The sequence below is a fragment of the Lysobacter sp. N42 genome (genome assembly GCF_004344885.1).
In genome coordinates this window covers 751676-767179 of sequence record NZ_SKFB01000001.1, presented here as the reverse complement: position 1 = coordinate 767179, position 15504 = coordinate 751676, and the positions used below count along the sequence as shown (strand labels likewise).

Below are 15504 nucleotides of genomic sequence, written 5' to 3'. Positions count from 1 at the left end.
GGGTAATGTTTTTATTGAGATTCATATGGGAATGCAGTTATGACAGAACAAGACATGTTAGATGTAGCGTTGAAGGAAGCTCGGCGTGGCTATGAAGAGGGGGGCGTACCGGTAGGCGCTGCACTTTTTGATGAAGACGGTTCACTTTTGGGGAAAGGGCGAAATCGTCGTGTTCAAGACAACGACCCTTCTGTACATGGTGAAACAGATGCTTTTCGCAAGGCAGGTAGACAAACTAACTATCGCAATAAAACCTTGGTGACGACCTTGGCCCCGTGCTGGTATTGCTCTGGTTTAATTCGCCAATTCAATATAGGTACGGTGGTTGTAGGTGAGTCTAGAAACTTCTCTGGCCATTTAGAGTGGTTGCGAGAAGCCGGTGTTAACGTTATCGAGCTTAATGATGAACGTTGTATTGAACTTATGGCCGACTTTATCGAGCGCCGCCCTGATATCTGGAATGAAGATATTGGTGAGTGTCCTGGGCACAACAGCTAGTTGTAATGAGTTGTTACACTCTATTGGTTAACCCTTGTGCAATCTTGGATAGAATAACAATAAACCACTAATGCTCATGAGGAGCAATTTATGAAATTTTTAGCTTCCATTTTTGGGAAATTAGGAACCATACTTTCGAATTTACGTCGCTATGTTGCGCATATCTTGACGGTATTGGTTATTATCTTCGTTGTTTCAGCGATATTTTCACCGAGTGAAGAGCCGGAAGTTCCAGAGGGTGCAATGTTGGTACTCGCCCCTAAAGGAACCTTAGTTGAATTTCGGGTATCTGAAGACCCGATTCAAAAGGCTATAGAAGAAGCGCTCGGTAACGCGGCGCCTCCTGCAGAGTCGTTGTATGAACTGATCACCACATTAGAGCAGGCAAGCCAAGACGACAGAATTTCAGGGTTAGTACTTGAACTCAGTCAATTCTCGGGTGCTGGGCTAAACAAAGTAACGTTGCTTGCTGAGGCAATTCAAGAATTTAAGGCAAGTGGTAAGCCTGTTTATGCGATGGGTAGTAACTACAGCCAATCGCAATACCTATTGGCTAGCCAAGCTGACCATGTGTTTTTGAATCCACTTGGCGGAGCAATGCTGGAAGGTTTCCGTTCTGAGCGTCCTTATTTTGCAGAGCTTTTAGAGAAGCTGAAAGTAAAAGTAAACGTATTCCGTGTGGGCGATTATAAATCTGCGGTTGAACCGTACTTACTTAGCGAAATGTCTGACGAAGCTCGTGAAAACTTGAGTGGTTGGTTAAATGAGCAATGGCAGCAATATCTTGTAACGGTACAAGATGCTCGTGAAATTTCTGACCGTATGGTTTCAGGTAACTTTGAAGATTTTCTAGCTGAGCTTGAAGCGGCAGATATGGATATGGCTATGGCTGCTTTGAATACCGGTATGGTGGATGAACTTTTACACCGCGAAGAAATGCGCGAGCGTATCATTGAAGTAGCAGGTCGTGACGACGAGCATCACTCTTTTGTGCAGATTTCTCACCGCACGTATTGGCAAACTTTGCCAGACTCAGTAACGAACCAAAACTTCGAAAGCAACGGTAGTGATCAACAAGTAGCTATCATTTTTGCAAAAGGTACTATTGTAGACGGTTCTGGCCTTCCTACAGAAGTTGGTGGCGATCGTTTAGCTAGCGAACTTCGTGATGCGCGTTTTGACGACAACGTAAAAGCTGTAGTGTTACGTGTTGATAGCCCAGGCGGAAGTGCATTCGCGTCTGAGGTTATTCGTCAGGAGTTACTGAACCTTCGCGAAGCCGGTAAACCTGTTATTGCGTCAATGAGCTCAGTAGCTGCTTCAGGTGGCTATTGGATTTCTGCAGGTGCAGACGAAATTATTGCTGCGCCAAGCACCATTACTGGCTCAATTGGCGTTTTCGGTTTGATTCCAACCATAGATGAGACGCTTGCAGAGGTTGGCATCAACTTTGATGGTGTTAGCACCACGAATTACCCAGCATTTTCTCAAACACAACCGATTACTCCAGAGCTAGGCGCAGTTGTACAGGCGAGTATTGATGCGATTTACGATGACTTCTTAGACCTTGTTGGTGAAGCTCGTGGTATGACTCGTGATGAAGTGCATGCCGTTGCTCAAGGTCAGGTTTGGTCTGGCGAAAGAGCGTTAGAGCTAGGCTTGGTAGATACGCTTGGTACACTTGCAGACGCTGTTGCTCGTGCTGGTGAGTTAGCGGGGCTAGAATCACCAAAAGCTAAATGGCCAAGCTATGAACCTTCGTTTATGCAGCAGTTATTCGCTGACTTAGGTTTGGGACAGTCACACGCTGCAATGCCAGAAGTAATGGGACAAATGCGCGAAGCATATTTAATCTTCAATCAGTTTAATGATCCAAGAGGAGCTTACGTTCGTTGTATAGAATGTGAGTAAGTTTTTATCCTGATTAAGCCCTAATGCAAACTGTGCATTAGGGCTTTTTTATTACTTTTTTTAAACGTTTGGGAACTCATTCTGTAACAGCCGCTGTGTTATGATGGAGGTCGTAAAGAATCGAACGATATTACATGGAGTAATGTAAATGTTAGCAAAACGCATGACCATCATGCTGGTCCTTACCGCAGTAGTATTCGGCCTAATCTTTGGCTACAAAGCCGTGGGCAGTTACTTCATGAATGACTACTTTGACAATATGCCTATTCCTACAGTTACAACAACGGCTACCGAGGTAAAAGAAGACACTTGGTCTCGTACGTTAACGGCTGTGGGTACATTCTACCCAGTGAACGGTACTGAAGTATCGTCACAGTACCCAGGCGTTATTGAATCAATTGAATTTGAAAGTGGTGTTCAGGTTGAAGCCGGTCAAGTTCTTTTCCAACTAGATACCGAAATAGACGAAGCTGAACTAGCTCGTTTACTTGCGGCAGAAGACATTGCGCAGCGTGATGTTCGCAGACTACAACCTCTTGTGGGCGAAGGTAACGTGTCGCAACAAGAGATTCAGCGCGCACAGAGTCAGTTACAGCAAGCTCAGGCTGCAGTTAAGGCTCAGCAAACCTTAATTGATCGCAAAACAATACGCGCACCTTTCAGTGGTTTAGTGGGGATTCGCCGCGTACACCTTGGGCAATTTGTAAATGCAGGCCAAAGCTTAGTTTACCTTGAGTCTTTTAATCCTATTTACTTGAATTTCACTCTTTCTGAGCGTTTTTTGGGCACGGTGAACGAAGGTGATTCTGTTTCGATTGTCGCCGACGCTTATAACGACCAAACGTTTGTGGGAACTATTAGTGCGCTTGAACCACGTGTAAATAGTGCAACTCGTACTTTTGAAGTGCAGGCGACTGTAGACAACCCAGAGAACAAACTACGTTCTGGTTTGTTTGGCCGAGTTGAACTGACGCAAGGTGAGCCTCGCTCGGTGAAGATGATTCCTCGTACTGCTATACAGTTTAACCCTTACGGTAACGTTGTATACGTCATTAGCGAATCAGAGGAGTCGAGCTCTGGATTGTCAGTGCAGCAACGCCTGATCAGAACAGGTCAAGAGCGTGGCGATATGGTAGAGGTTATTGAAGGTTTAGAGCTAGGCGAACGTGTGGCTACGTCTGGGTTGCTTAAGTTGAGAAACGGCGTTCCAGTGCAAATAAACGATAACCCAGCGTACCAGCCACCAGAAGAGACAGCTCCAACTCCTGACAACGAGTAACAAGGAACGGTTAGTAGACTATGAAATTTACCGACATATTTATTCGTAAGCCGGTCCTTGCAACGGTTATAAGCTTGCTGATGTTCCTCGTCGGCTTGCGTGCCATGCTTGACTTGAATGTACGTCAGTTTCCAGAAATTCAAAATGCTGCTGTAACTGTTACTACAGCCTACATTGGCGCCGATGCTGACTTAGTACAGGGCTTTATTACAACACCTCTCGAGCGTGAAATTGCAGCAGCTGAAGGTATCGATTACATAACATCGTCGTCTTCAGCCGGTATGAGTACAATTCAGGCTTTCTTGCGGTTGGATTACGATCCAAATGACGCCTTAACGCAAATTGCTGCGCAAGTGAACAAAATGCGCAGTGATTTACCTGAAGACGCGCAAGAGCCGGTTGTTAACTTAAGCGTGGGCCAAGACACCGCCGCAATGTACTTGTCGTTTTTCAGCGACATTCTCGAAGGGAACCAGATTACAGACTACCTTGTACGGGTAGTGGAACCGAAGCTGGCAACGATTCCTGGTGTACAACGTGCTCAAATTTTGGGTGGCGAAACGTTCGCAATGCGGATCTGGCTAGATTCAGCGCGTATGGCTGCAATGAACGTTACCGGCTCGGAAGTTATGGGTGCACTTGGTCGCAATAATGTACTTTCAGCCGTTGGACGTACCAAAGGCCAACGTGTAGCTGTAGACGTGAATGCAGACACAGACCTACGTTCAGTAGAAGACTTTGAAGCACTGATTGTGCGTTCCGACGACGATGCGGTAGTTAGACTTGCTGATATTGCAGAAATTGAACTGGGTGCGGAAAGCTATAACGCATCGGCTCGATACAATGGCCAAAAAGCTACTTTTATCGGTATTGAAATTTCACCTGATGCCAACGCGCTTGAAGTGATTGCGCAAGTGCGTGAGGTGTGGAACAGCGAGATTATTACTCAATTGCCAGAAGGCTTGCACGCAAGTATTTCATACGACTCTACTGAGTATATTGAAAATGCAATTGACGAAGTGGTTATGACCATTGTGCTTGCTTTAGTTATCGTACTTGCCGTGATTTACGCTTTCTTAGGTTCTTTACGTTCGGTAATTATTCCTGCTGTTGCTGTACCGCTTTCGCTAGTAGGCACGTTCTTCCTCATGTTGCTGCTGGGCTTCTCGATTAACTTGCTAACGCTCCTCGCTATGGTTCTCGCCATAGGTATCGTGGTGGATGACGCGATTATTATGTTGGAAAACATTCAGCGTCATTTAGAAGAGGGCATGTCGCGAATGGAGGCATCTATTAAAGGTGCGCGTCAGTTAGCAGGCCCAATTATCGTAATGTCCACTACGTTAGTTGCCGTATTCGTTCCGATTGGGTTTATCGGTGGATTAACTGGTACGCTGTTCGTTGAGTTTGCGTTTACCCTTGCGGCTACCGTAATTCTTTCTGGTGTTGTTGCACTAACCTTGTCACCTATGATGTGCTCGCGCATGTTGCGCTCTCATCGTGACGGGTCGCAGAAACCTAAATTCGAACAGTGGCTAGACACGCGTTTTAATAACCTGAATGGACGTTATAAACGCACACTTCATGGTGCTTTAGAAACTAAGTCGGTGCTGGTTCTGTTTGGTATCTTGATTCTTATTTCATGCTACTTCTTGTTTGCGAGCAGTAGTTCTGAGCTTGAACCGCAAGAAGACTTAGGCTTTGTTTTCATGATCAGTGAAGCAGACAGTTATGCAACACTAGATTATGTAGAACAAAACACAGACCAGTTTGCTGCTCTACAACAAGACGTCGAAGAAATTGAAATGGCGTTTGTTATTAACGGCATGATGGGGTCGAACACCGCTGGTACAGGTTTGGGCTTGCAAGCATGGAGTGAGCGTGAGCGTTCAACTCAAGAAGTGTTAAATGAAGACATTCAACCTTTTGTAGACCAAATTCCAGGTTTACAGGTATTTGCGATTGTTCCTCCTTCACTTCCAAGTCCAGGTGGTGGTTTACCTGTCGAGTTTGTGGTGAGTTCAACGCAGCCTCTTGAAACCTTGCAAGAGGTCGCTAATGAAATCATGCAAGATGCGATGAGCCAGGGGCGCTTTATTATGCTCGATACTGACTTGAGCATCGACCGTCCGCGCGAAACAATCCTTATTGATCGGGAAAAAGCTTCCTTGATGGGTGTGGACATGGCGCAACTGTCTGCAGACGTTGGCTCGTTAATGGCAGGGGCCTATGCGGGAAGGTTTGCGCTGGAAAACCGTTCGTACAGAGTTATTCCTCAAGTGCAACGTGGTGAACGACTTACCGCTGAGAGCTTGAAGAACTTCTATACAAGGAACCAGCAGGGCGAGCTTATTCCTTTAGATACTTTGGTGTCTTTAGAAAGCTCTGTTCAACCAAGACAATTGAACCGCTTCCAGCAGCTAAATGCGGTGAAGATATCAGGTATTCCGAGACCAGGCGTTTCTCTGGGTGAAGCTCTGAATATTTTAGAGACTTCAGCTGCGGAAATAATGCCAGACGGTGTTGTCGTCGACTATGCAGGGCAATCGCGTCAATTTAAGACAGAAGGGCAGCAGCTTGTTGTAACTTTCTTCTTTGCGTTGGTGATTATCTTCTTGGTTCTAGCTGCGCAATTTGAATCATTCAAAGACTCGATTATTGTACTTGTGACGGTACCCATGAGTATTTGTGGTGCTTTAATCTTTGTAAGCTTAGGCTTTACCAGTTTGAATATTTATACTCAGGTAGGCTTGGTTACGCTGATTGGCTTGATTGCTAAACACGGTATCTTGATTGTGGAATTTGCTAACCAGTTGCAAGAAGAGGGCAAGTCTAAGCGTGAAGCTATAGAAATGTCTGCATCAATTCGTCTACGTCCGATTCTGATGACGACCGCGGCCACTGTACTTGCGATGCTTCCACTGTTGGTAGCTAGTGGCCCTGGTGCTGCCTCAAGATTCGCAATGGGTCTGATCATCGCATCGGGTATGACAATTGGTACTTTGTTTACATTATTCGTAGTACCGGCTATCTACATGGTGTTGGCGAAAGACAGAACACCATCGGACTCTGAAGTTGAACCTGCCGCAAGCTAAGCTTGCGGTAGCTCTTTTAGCTACTAAAGACATAAAAAAACGGCGTAAGCTTTTAAGCTACGCCGTTTTTTATTGGAGAACGTTGAAATTAATGTTCAACGCCACCTGGGCCATGAATATGACCGTGGTCAAGCTCTTCCGCAGTTGCGTCGCGTACGTCTACAACTTTAACGTCGAATGATAAGTCCATTCCCGCTAGCGGATGGTTACCGTCTACAGTAACTTCAGATTCGTTAACTTCAACAACAACTACAGACTGTTCGCCATTGTCGGTTGTTGCACGAAACTGCATGCCAGGCGTTACTTCTTGTTCGCCGAACAAGTTTTTAGGAACGGTTTGAATCAGACCATCGTGGCGCTCGCCGTATGCTTCAGCGGCTGCTACAACAGTGCTAAGCTCGTCGCCAGTTGTCTTGCCTTCTAGAGCCTTCTCAAGTCCTGGAATGAGCATGCCACGACCAAAGATGAACGCTAGTGGACGTTCTTCAGAAGATTGGTCTAACACGTCTCCATTAGGGCTCTTTACGGCATAATGAATTGTAACGGCTTTATCTTGGCTGATTGTATCACTCATGAAATCTTTTCCGTTTATTAGGGACAGCGGGTGAATTGACTGTCGTCCTGTCCCTCTACGCGACATTGTGCTGATGCTTCTAAATCGACAGACACCAGCGCAACAAGCGCGACGACCCCGTCATGATAACGTACTGCGCTAAGAATCGCACCCGCACGGCGCCAGTTTTCCCCAACTTTTGTTTGAAGTGTTTCGCCAGGTCTAGGTAATACGTCCGCGTTCCCTAAAAAGCGGCTAGCGCGACGCTTTGTTTGGCCACGATAGTGCATTCTAGCTACCGCTTCTTGTCCCAAGTAACAACCTTTTTTAAAGTTGATACCGTCGTTAACGTCAAGGTTAAACGCTTGTGGAAGTTGTTCCCCCAGCATTGTGCTTGGAACATCTATCCAATTGGTAGCGAACATGGCTTGTTGCCAAACATTATCGCTATCCTCTGATTGTGCTTTATCACTTTCTTCAACAGTTAGAGTAATACTCGGAGCTATATTCCAAATTAAGCTTTCTTCACTGTATTCAAGAGTTCCCGAATTATTTGACGAGTTGCTTGACCATGCAGCACTAAATATAAAGCGGTGGGTTTCATCGGTAATCTCAACTTTGCTAAATACTCCAAACTTTTTTAGATTAGTTAAAACCAACTCTGCGTTATCAGCGGGGAGAATAATTAAGAACTCGTCGTTAAATTTGCCCACACGAAATGCACTTAGTAATTTTCCTTGTACTGTGCAATAGCCCCCTGGAATCCAGTGACCATTTTCTAAAGTTTTCACGTTGCACGTAAGTTGGCCTTGTAGATAAGTTACCGCGTCGGCACCTGATACTTTAAGTAAATTTAAGCTTGAAACAGGAAACTTAATCGTTTCTTGGGGAAGGTGGGGACTCAAATCCATTGCTGGTACCTCTCAAATAATTTCCGTCAGTGTAACTTCTTTGATAACGAACATAAATTGTAAGACTAATGGTTAATATGGGATTTAGCTGATGAATTACAATGAAAATAAAGCTCGAAGCGATTAATTTTGATAAACTTTATGTCATCACTGAATTGACCATTTGAGGTAGGGCATGGATTTAGTTCGTCAATCAGAAGAAAAGCTAAAAGATAAACGCCGATTGCGTTGGGCGTGTCGCAGAGGCATGTTAGAGCTAGACGTGTTGTTTGAACCCTTTGTCGACGAAGCTTACGATGCACTTAGCAATGAGCAACAAGCCGTTTTCAGACGCTTAATTACCTGTGACGACCCCGACTTATTTGCCTGGTTTATGGGGCATCAGAAATGTCCTGATCCAGAGCTGGCGGGCATGGTTGAGTTGATGCTGAAAAGGGTAAAAGTTTAATCTTTGACGCGTAAATACTGGTTATTTGCTTCACAGCGGTCTGCGTTTGCTCTTAAGTTCGCAGACCTCTGTTTAGTTCTTTGTATGGTATCTGCCGTTTTTCTTATTATTTCTCCCTCACTTTCCCTACTTGGAGTCCTTTCCTCCAAGCTGCTTTTAAGAAGCTATTTAAAAGCAACCTGTATTTCACCGACATTCTTTGTTTCGGCTGAAGGAGTAGGAATGAATGACTCAGCGGACACACACTTTATAATTTTAAGGCCGGCGCTAATTACGCCCATTTGTATTTGGTTGCATGTGCGCTATCGCCGACAAACACCGCAGTGGATATTACTCTGGCGAGATCAGTACGCAATGAGAGATTGGCGACGGTTACGCCGCGTCGCCAATGATATTAACTACTAGAAGTGTATTAACGGGGTAAATTGCCCTTAGAAGGTATCAGTACCGTAGGCTCTGAAGTCGAATGAGTTTCAGGATGATCCAGTGTGTAATGTAAACCACGACTTTCTTTCCGTTGCTGTGCACTTTTTATTATAAGTTCAGCAACTTGGGCTAGATTCCTCAGTTCTAACAAGTTATTTCGAACTTTGAAGTTTGAATAGTAGTCGTGAATTTCATGCTGAAGTAACTCTACGCGGCGAGCCGCGCGCTCTAAGCGCTTATTTGAGCGCACAATGCCCACGTAGTCCCACATAAACAAACGTAATTCGTGCCAGTTATGCTGAATAATGACTTCTTCGTCAGAGTCTGTAACTTGGCTTTCGTCCCATTCAGGAAGATTTGTGGGTATCGCTATTTCAGCCATATTCTCCAGCATATGCTTTGCCGCTGCACGGGCAAATACTACGCACTCGAGAAGTGAGTTACTCGCCATACGATTCGCACCATGAAGTCCCGTATATGCCACTTCACCAATAGCATACAAGCACTCTATGTCGGTTTGTGCGTTTAGGTCTGTCATTACGCCGCCACAAGTGTAGTGGGCTGCAGGAACAACTGGCATGGGTTCGCGAGTAATATCAATATCTAGGCTCTTGCACTTTTCATAGATATTAGGGAAATGCTGACGAATAAATTCTGGTTCTTTGTGTGAGATGTCTAAATACATGCAATCAGCACCTAGACGCTTCATCTCGAAATCAATCGCGCGTGCAACTACGTCTCTGGGCGCTAGTTCTGCTGCTTCGTGAAAGTCAGGCATAAACCGTGTTCCGTCAGGGCGTTTTAAATACGCGCCTTCGCCACGTAATGCCTCGGTCAACAAAAAGTTTTGGGCTTGCGAGTGGTACAAACAAGTGGGGTGAAACTGATTAAATTCCATATTCGCCACACGACAACCGGCTCGCCAGGCCATGGCAATACCATCGCCACTCGCAACATCGGGGTTTGATGTGTATTGGTAAACCTTACTGGCGCCGCCAGTGCAAAGTGCAGTGAATTTAGCGCTAATCGTATGAACACATTCGCTTTCGCGGTCCCAAACATATGCACCCACACAACGTCTTTGCTCATTCACCGTAGCTAAAATTAGGTCTACCGCATTGTAGTTTTCGAGGACTTGAATTCTTGGGTGAGCCAACGCTTGTTCAACCAAAGTTGTTTGTACTGCCTTTCCTGTCGCGTCCGCAGCATGCAAAATTCTTCGATGGCTATGACCACCTTCGCGTGTAAGGTGAAACTTTGCGCTACCGTCGTCGGATTTTTCTTGGTCGAAAGCTACTCCCAACTCGATGAGCCATTGGAGGCTTTCTTTAGCGTGTGAAGCTGTATATTCAACAACTTCGCGATTACAAATACCTGCGCCGGCACGTAAGGTGTCCTCTACATGGGACTCAATACTGTCATTTTCGTCGAATACCGCAGCAATGCCGCCCTGAGCGTAATAAGTAGAGCCTTCTTTTAATGGCCCTTTCGACAAAACAATGACATCTGCGGTCTTAGCTTTTTGTAAAGCCAAAGACAAACCGGCTGCTCCACTTCCAATGATGAGCACATCGCATGAGTACATAGCGCAAAGAACCTTGATAAGATATTGTATGTTTAATTACTAATTTTACCCTTCATTAGAAAAAAAATGCGAACTTTTCGAAGTAGTGTGTGTCTAGATGTTACATAACGATGTAAGAGCCTGCTTCAAAGCATGGAAAACTAGGAAGTTCAGTCGAGGAGAGAGTGGGCTCTGATGAGCGAACAAGAAATTGATCAAAAGCTGGTTGAGCGAGTACAGCGAGGTGATCAACGTGCGTTTGATGTGTTGGTAAAGAAGTATCAGCACAAAATAATGAGTCTTGTGTCTAGGTACGTAAAACAACCTGGTGACGTAGCCGACGTGGCGCAAGAAACATTTATAAAAGCGTATCGTGCACTCCCTAATTTTAGAGGTGAAAGTGCGTTTTATACCTGGCTGTATCGTATTGCGGTGAATACATCGAAAAATTATTTAGTTTCAAGGAGTCGTAAACCTGTCGGTTCAGACGTTGATATTGAAGACGTTGAATTTATGGAGCAAGGACAGGCATTAAAGGAAATCGCAACGCCGGAAAGCTTAATGATGTCTGATCAGCTAAAGCAGACTGTGATGAAGGCGATAGACGATTTACCAGATGACTTAAAACAAGCGATTACTCTGAGAGAGCTTGATGGGCTGGGGTACGAAGAGATCGCACAAACTATGGACTGTCCTATTGGGACCGTTCGTTCAAGGATATTTCGAGCGCGTGAAGCCATTGATGAACGCATTCGGCCCTTGTTAGATCAAGAGTAAACGATTTGAGGATCTTGAATATGACCAAACATCAACATGAGCATCTTTCAGGCTTAACGGACGACTTTGAAGTTACGTCTGAAAGTGTTGATGCGCTAGTCGAAAGTAGTGAACAGCGAGAAACATGGGCGCGCTACCATGTATTACGCTCGGCGATTCGCGGAGAGTACCATGGTGGACCTGTTGATATTTCTGCAGCTGTAGCCAGCGTGGTAGAGCAGGAGCCTCCAATTTTGGCCCCTAACTCTGGTCGCAAAGCCGTTGTTAATTTTAAACAATGGCTGAAGCCAGCAGCCAACGTTGCTGTTGCCGCGAGCGTGGCACTTATTACGGTTGTTGGCGTAATGCAGTATCAACGTATTGACGATGGTTCAACACTGGGAACAACGGGTAGCGCTGAGGTTACAAACCAAGCCGCAACTCCTGTGCTGCAAACTATGCCGCTTGGGGGAACGATAAACCCAGTAAGTTATGACGCAGTGGTACCACAGCAAAGCCAGTATTCAGAACAAGATATAGAGCGTATGCGTATGCGTATGCAAATTCAGTCTTATCTGCAAAACCACTATATGCAAGTTCAGTCTCAGCAGGTTTCTGAGCCTGAAACTTCAGAGCTTGAAGAAGAGCAGAACAATCCATAGTTTTAGCTAGGGTATGAGGTTTTAGTTTTTGATGCGTAGTCGAATAAGTTGCTTTTTATTCACTGTTGTTGGTGTGGTTATGCTGCTGCAACCAACAGCATTTGCGCAATCTGAAGACGAATTGCCGCAACAAGACCCGCCACAACGTTTAGATGCACGTGAAGCCGGGGAAGCCTGGTTTTCACGCATGCAAGAAGCCCTGAGAACACTAAATTTTTCAGCAAAATTTGTAGCCATAGACCCGTTTGGAATGCAGATGTACCGTTGGCTGCACTCGGTTAATGCGGAAAATGGTGAAGTAGAAGTGCTGGAGCAGCTTGACGGTCCACCTCAACCCATAATTCGCGTTAATAATCGCTTGTCTTACTTTCAGTCTGTGGGAGATTCATATTCGACCGAGGGGTCGCACATTATAGGTCCATGGCCTGAAGGTATTCACACTCCCGTTTCTCGTCTTTCCTCGTCGTACGACATCGTCCTTGCGGGTGGGGTGCGTGTTTTAGATACCCAAGCGATTCATGTTCGATTACTTCCAAAAGATGCGGAGCGCTACAATTATTCGTTTTATATTGACCGTAACACTGGCATGTTACTTGGTGCGAAAACGTTTGCGCCTCAGGGAGAGTTGCTCAGCCAAGTTTTACTTAGCCACTTTGAATATCAACAACACCCGATTGAAGATTTAGAGCGCTCAGTTTCTGAGGTTCAAATGCCTAGAATGCTAAGTACAGGGCGCGAATCGGATTCAACCCAAAGTTGGGTGGTTGAAGGTAAGCCTATTGGTTTTCAGCTAGTGAGGCAGCAAATGGTAGAGCTTTCACCCTTTACCTCTCTAGCCGACCATATGCTGTTTTCTGATGGCATGACCCAGTTTTCTGTTTATGTGAACTCTGGTGAAGAGCGACCCGCGCCGGTGCGTGTACAAAGCCTATATTCCGTGGTTTCGGTGGATAAAGGACCCTTTACGGTAACCGTTGTCGGCAAAATTCCTATTCCATTGGCAGAGCGAGTTGCCCGGTCTGTTGAGAGGGTTAACGGTCAATGATTAGAGAACTTGGAATAGTTTCTAGCATTCAAGGTCAACACATTGAAGTTAAAACTCAGATCAAGTCAGGCTGTTCAGGGTGCTCACACCAAAGCCATTGTGGTACCGGTTTATTGAGTAAAGCTATGCCGCACAGAGAGGGTATAGTGTCGGTGTATTCAACGGAGCCATTGCAAATTGGTGACAGTGTTGAGCTATTGATACCCGAGCAAGATATGATGGTTTTTTCTTTTCTTATGTACGGGTTGCCGCTTGTCGGACTCGTTGTAGGAGCATCATTAGGATACTGGCTGCAACCACAGGAAGAGCTCACAAGTATTTTGCTGGGACTGTTGGGTAGCGGATTAACTTTTGGGCTGCTGAAAGCCTATTTCAGACGCCGTGATATTCGGATTCAAAAGTCCCTTTCCATAAAAGCTGTCGATTAGCGTCGGCTTTGATTGTGGTAACTTGCAAAAGTCAGTAAAATTCCCGCCTAAGAAATTGAAACGGTTTCATTCTAAACCGTGTTTTCATCGTGATTGAGGTATGCATGAGCCAACAAGGCATCGCTAAAGAGAATATCCGTAACTTTTCTATTATTGCCCATATCGACCACGGTAAGTCGACGCTTTCCGATCGTCTTATTCATTTTTGTGGCGGGTTAACGGATCGTGAGATGGCCGAGCAAGTTTTAGACTCGATGGATATTGAACGTGAGCGTGGAATTACTATCAAAGCGCAAAGTGTGACGCTTTATTATGATGCGGACGACGGTGAACGCTATCAACTTAACTTTATCGATACGCCGGGTCACGTTGACTTCTCGTACGAAGTGTCTCGTAGCCTTGCTGGTTGTGAGGGTGCGCTATTGGTTGTTGATGCCGCGCAGGGTGTGGAAGCGCAAACTCTAGCGAACTGCTACACCGCAATAGACATGGACCTTGAAGTCGTTCCTGTACTGAACAAAATTGACCTTCCACAAGCCGATCCGATGGCTATCGCGCAAGAAATTGAAGATATTGTAGGTATAGAAGCAGTTGACGCGGTTCAGTGTTCAGCGAAAACCGGTATCGGAATTAAAGAAGTGCTTGAGCGCATTGTAAAACAAATTCCTTCACCGAAAGACGATGCAGTAGACGAAGAGCCACTGCAAGCTCTAATCATCGATTCTTGGTTCGACAATTATCAAGGCGTTGTCTCCTTAGTGCGTATCAAAAAAGGCGTACTTCGCGTTGGCGAAAAGATGAAGGTTATGTCGACGGGCCAGGCGCACTTAGTGGATAAAGTGGGTATTTTCACACCAAAACAAACTGAAACGGGTGTACTTCGTGCTGGTGAAGTGGGCTATGTCATTTCCGGTATAAAAGACATTCATGGTGCGCCAGTAGGCGATACGTTAACCCACGCCAAAGTTCCAGCTGAAAAGCCGTTGCCAGGCTTTCAGAAGGTTAAACCTCAGGTGTACGCGGGTATGTTCCCGATAAGCTCTGATGATTACGAGAACTTCCGCGATGCACTTGATAAGTTAAGCCTGAACGATGCGTCGTTGTTCTTTGAACCTGAAAATTCAAGTGCTTTGGGTTTTGGTTTCCGTTGTGGCTTCTTGGGTATGTTGCACATGGAAATTATTCAAGAACGATTAGAGCGTGAATATGACATTGACCTTATCACTACCGCACCAACAGTAGTTTATAAAGTGCAAACTACTGACGGTAAAGAACTTAAGGTGGATAACCCTGCATATTTACCGCCGGTAAACGACATCGAAGAAATCTATGAACCTATTGTTGAAGCTAATATTTTAGTGCCACAAGAGCACGTGGGTAACGTTATTACACTTTGTGTAGAGAAACGTGGTGTGCAAAAAGACATGGGCTATCACGGTAAGCAAGTGGCTTTAACCTACGACCTACCCATGGCTGAAGTTGTGATGGACTTCTTTGACCGTTTGAAGTCGACCAGTAGAGGTTATGCGTCACTTGATTATCATTTCAAACGATTTGAACCATCAGACATGGTTAGGGTCGATATAATGATTAACGGTGAACGTGTAGATGCCTTAGCCATGATTTGTCACCGTAGCATTAGCCAGTCGCGCGGTCGTGAGGTGGTGGAGAAAATGCGAGAGCTTATTCCGCGCCAAATGTTTGATATCGCAATTCAAGCGGCAATTGGTAACCACATTATTGCGCGAAGCACGGTAAAACAATTGCGTAAAAACGTAACCGCAAAGTGTTATGGTGGTGACGTAAGCCGTAAGAAAAAACTATTACAGAAACAGAAAGAAGGTAAGAAGCGCATGAAGCAGTTAGGGAATGTTGAAGTTCCTCAAGAAGCATTTCTTGCTGTACTTAAAACCGGAAAGTAGGGCAAG

14 protein-coding genes are annotated in these 15504 nt (G+C 45.3%); 11 read left to right on the top strand and 3 right to left on the bottom strand.

Going from position 1 to position 15504, the window contains the following annotated elements; genetic code table 11:
* Positions 1–39 precede the first annotated feature (39 nt).
* The 4 genes from EYQ95_RS03800 (at position 40) to EYQ95_RS03785 (ending at position 6783) form a co-directional block, all read left to right on the top strand.
* Entirely contained in the window at positions 40–498 is a 459-nt protein-coding gene (locus EYQ95_RS03800) for a nucleoside deaminase (RefSeq protein WP_111914034.1), read from the top strand.
* A 90-nt stretch (positions 499–588) separates the two neighbouring features.
* Entirely contained in the window at positions 589–2409 is a 1821-nt protein-coding gene (sppA, locus tag EYQ95_RS03795) for a signal peptide peptidase SppA (protein WP_111914035.1), read from the top strand.
* Positions 2410–2572: 163 nt separating this feature from the next.
* Positions 2573–3688 carry an efflux RND transporter periplasmic adaptor subunit gene (locus EYQ95_RS03790; protein ID WP_207916211.1) on the top strand — a complete coding sequence of 372 codons (1116 nt, stop codon included), beginning with the start codon at positions 2573–2575 and terminating at the stop codon, positions 3686–3688.
* Positions 3689–3708: 20 nt separating this feature from the next.
* A complete protein-coding gene (locus EYQ95_RS03785) occupies positions 3709–6783 on the top strand; it encodes an efflux RND transporter permease subunit (RefSeq protein WP_111914037.1) in 3075 nt (1024 codons plus the stop codon).
* An 88-nt stretch (positions 6784–6871) separates the two neighbouring features.
* On the opposite strand, the gene EYQ95_RS03780 is transcribed toward EYQ95_RS03785, so the two are convergent.
* Both EYQ95_RS03780 and EYQ95_RS03775 read right to left on the bottom strand, forming a co-directional pair.
* Positions 6872–7357, bottom strand: coding sequence for a peptidylprolyl isomerase (locus tag EYQ95_RS03780; RefSeq protein ID WP_111914038.1), 486 nt, complete (start codon positions 7355–7357; stop codon positions 6872–6874).
* Positions 7358–7374: 17 nt separating this feature from the next.
* On the bottom strand, positions 7375–8247 hold the full coding sequence (locus tag EYQ95_RS03775; RefSeq protein ID WP_111914039.1) for a folate-binding protein YgfZ: 873 nt from the start codon (positions 8245–8247) through the stop codon (positions 7375–7377).
* Between the two features lie 175 nt (positions 8248–8422).
* On the opposite strand from EYQ95_RS03775, the gene EYQ95_RS03770 reads away from it, so the two are divergent.
* Positions 8423–8695 (top strand): succinate dehydrogenase assembly factor 2, encoded by a 273-nt coding sequence (locus EYQ95_RS03770; RefSeq protein ID WP_111914040.1) that lies wholly within the window; start codon positions 8423–8425, stop codon positions 8693–8695.
* A 3-nt stretch (positions 8696–8698) separates the two neighbouring features.
* Entirely contained in the window at positions 8699–9100 is a 402-nt protein-coding gene (locus EYQ95_RS27140; RefSeq protein WP_368665638.1) for a protein YgfX, read from the top strand.
* A 7-nt stretch (positions 9101–9107) separates the two neighbouring features.
* Here EYQ95_RS27140 and nadB read toward each other — a convergent pair whose 3' ends face one another.
* A complete protein-coding gene (nadB, locus tag EYQ95_RS03765) occupies positions 9108–10706 on the bottom strand; it encodes an L-aspartate oxidase (RefSeq protein WP_111914041.1) in 1599 nt (532 codons plus the stop codon).
* Between the two features lie 174 nt (positions 10707–10880).
* Here nadB and rpoE point away from each other — a divergent pair, with 174 nt between their 5' ends.
* The 5 genes from rpoE to lepA all read left to right on the top strand — a co-directional run bounded on the left by rpoE (position 10881) and on the right by lepA (position 15498).
* Positions 10881–11462: an RNA polymerase sigma factor RpoE gene (gene rpoE, locus EYQ95_RS03760; RefSeq protein ID WP_111914042.1), complete on the top strand. Its 582-nt coding sequence runs from the start codon at positions 10881–10883 to the stop codon at positions 11460–11462.
* Positions 11463–11482: 20 nt separating this feature from the next.
* Positions 11483–12103, top strand: coding sequence for a sigma-E factor negative regulatory protein (locus EYQ95_RS03755; RefSeq protein WP_111914043.1), 621 nt, complete (start codon positions 11483–11485; stop codon positions 12101–12103).
* 79 nt (positions 12104–12182) lie between these two features.
* On the top strand, positions 12183–13148 hold the full coding sequence (locus tag EYQ95_RS03750) for a MucB/RseB C-terminal domain-containing protein (protein WP_165924687.1): 966 nt from the start codon (positions 12183–12185) through the stop codon (positions 13146–13148).
* On the top strand, positions 13145–13576 hold the full coding sequence (locus EYQ95_RS03745) for a SoxR reducing system RseC family protein (RefSeq protein ID WP_111914045.1): 432 nt from the start codon (positions 13145–13147) through the stop codon (positions 13574–13576). The genes EYQ95_RS03750 and EYQ95_RS03745 overlap by 4 nt, the downstream gene beginning before the upstream one ends.
* Before the next feature lie 104 nt (positions 13577–13680).
* On the top strand, positions 13681–15498 hold the full coding sequence (gene lepA / locus EYQ95_RS03740; protein ID WP_111914046.1) for a translation elongation factor 4: 1818 nt from the start codon (positions 13681–13683) through the stop codon (positions 15496–15498).
* The last annotated feature ends 6 nt before the right edge of the window (positions 15499–15504 follow it).

Excerpts from the sequence above, each read along its gene's own strand:
- EYQ95_RS03800 (WP_111914034.1), top strand. The coding sequence starts at position 40 with ATGACAGAACAAGACATGTTAGATGTAGCGTTGAAGGAAGCTCGGCGT.
- rpoE (WP_111914042.1), top strand. The coding sequence starts at position 10,881 with ATGAGCGAACAAGAAATTGATCAAAAGCTGGTTGAGCGAGTACAGCGA.
- nadB (WP_111914041.1), bottom strand. The coding sequence starts at position 10,706 with ATGTACTCATGCGATGTGCTCATCATTGGAAGTGGAGCAGCCGGTTTG.
- EYQ95_RS03770 (WP_111914040.1), top strand. The coding sequence starts at position 8,423 with ATGGATTTAGTTCGTCAATCAGAAGAAAAGCTAAAAGATAAACGCCGA.
- EYQ95_RS03750 (WP_165924687.1), top strand. The coding sequence starts at position 12,183 with ATGCTGCTGCAACCAACAGCATTTGCGCAATCTGAAGACGAATTGCCG.
- EYQ95_RS03780 (WP_111914038.1), bottom strand. The coding sequence starts at position 7,357 with ATGAGTGATACAATCAGCCAAGATAAAGCCGTTACAATTCATTATGCC.
- EYQ95_RS03790 (WP_207916211.1), top strand. The coding sequence starts at position 2,573 with ATGACCATCATGCTGGTCCTTACCGCAGTAGTATTCGGCCTAATCTTT.
- EYQ95_RS03755 (WP_111914043.1), top strand. The coding sequence starts at position 11,483 with ATGACCAAACATCAACATGAGCATCTTTCAGGCTTAACGGACGACTTT.
- lepA (WP_111914046.1), top strand. The coding sequence starts at position 13,681 with ATGAGCCAACAAGGCATCGCTAAAGAGAATATCCGTAACTTTTCTATT.
- EYQ95_RS03775 (WP_111914039.1), bottom strand. The coding sequence starts at position 8,247 with ATGGATTTGAGTCCCCACCTTCCCCAAGAAACGATTAAGTTTCCTGTT.
- EYQ95_RS03785 (WP_111914037.1), top strand. The coding sequence starts at position 3,709 with ATGAAATTTACCGACATATTTATTCGTAAGCCGGTCCTTGCAACGGTT.
- sppA (WP_111914035.1), top strand. The coding sequence starts at position 589 with ATGAAATTTTTAGCTTCCATTTTTGGGAAATTAGGAACCATACTTTCG.
- EYQ95_RS03745 (WP_111914045.1), top strand. The coding sequence starts at position 13,145 with ATGATTAGAGAACTTGGAATAGTTTCTAGCATTCAAGGTCAACACATT.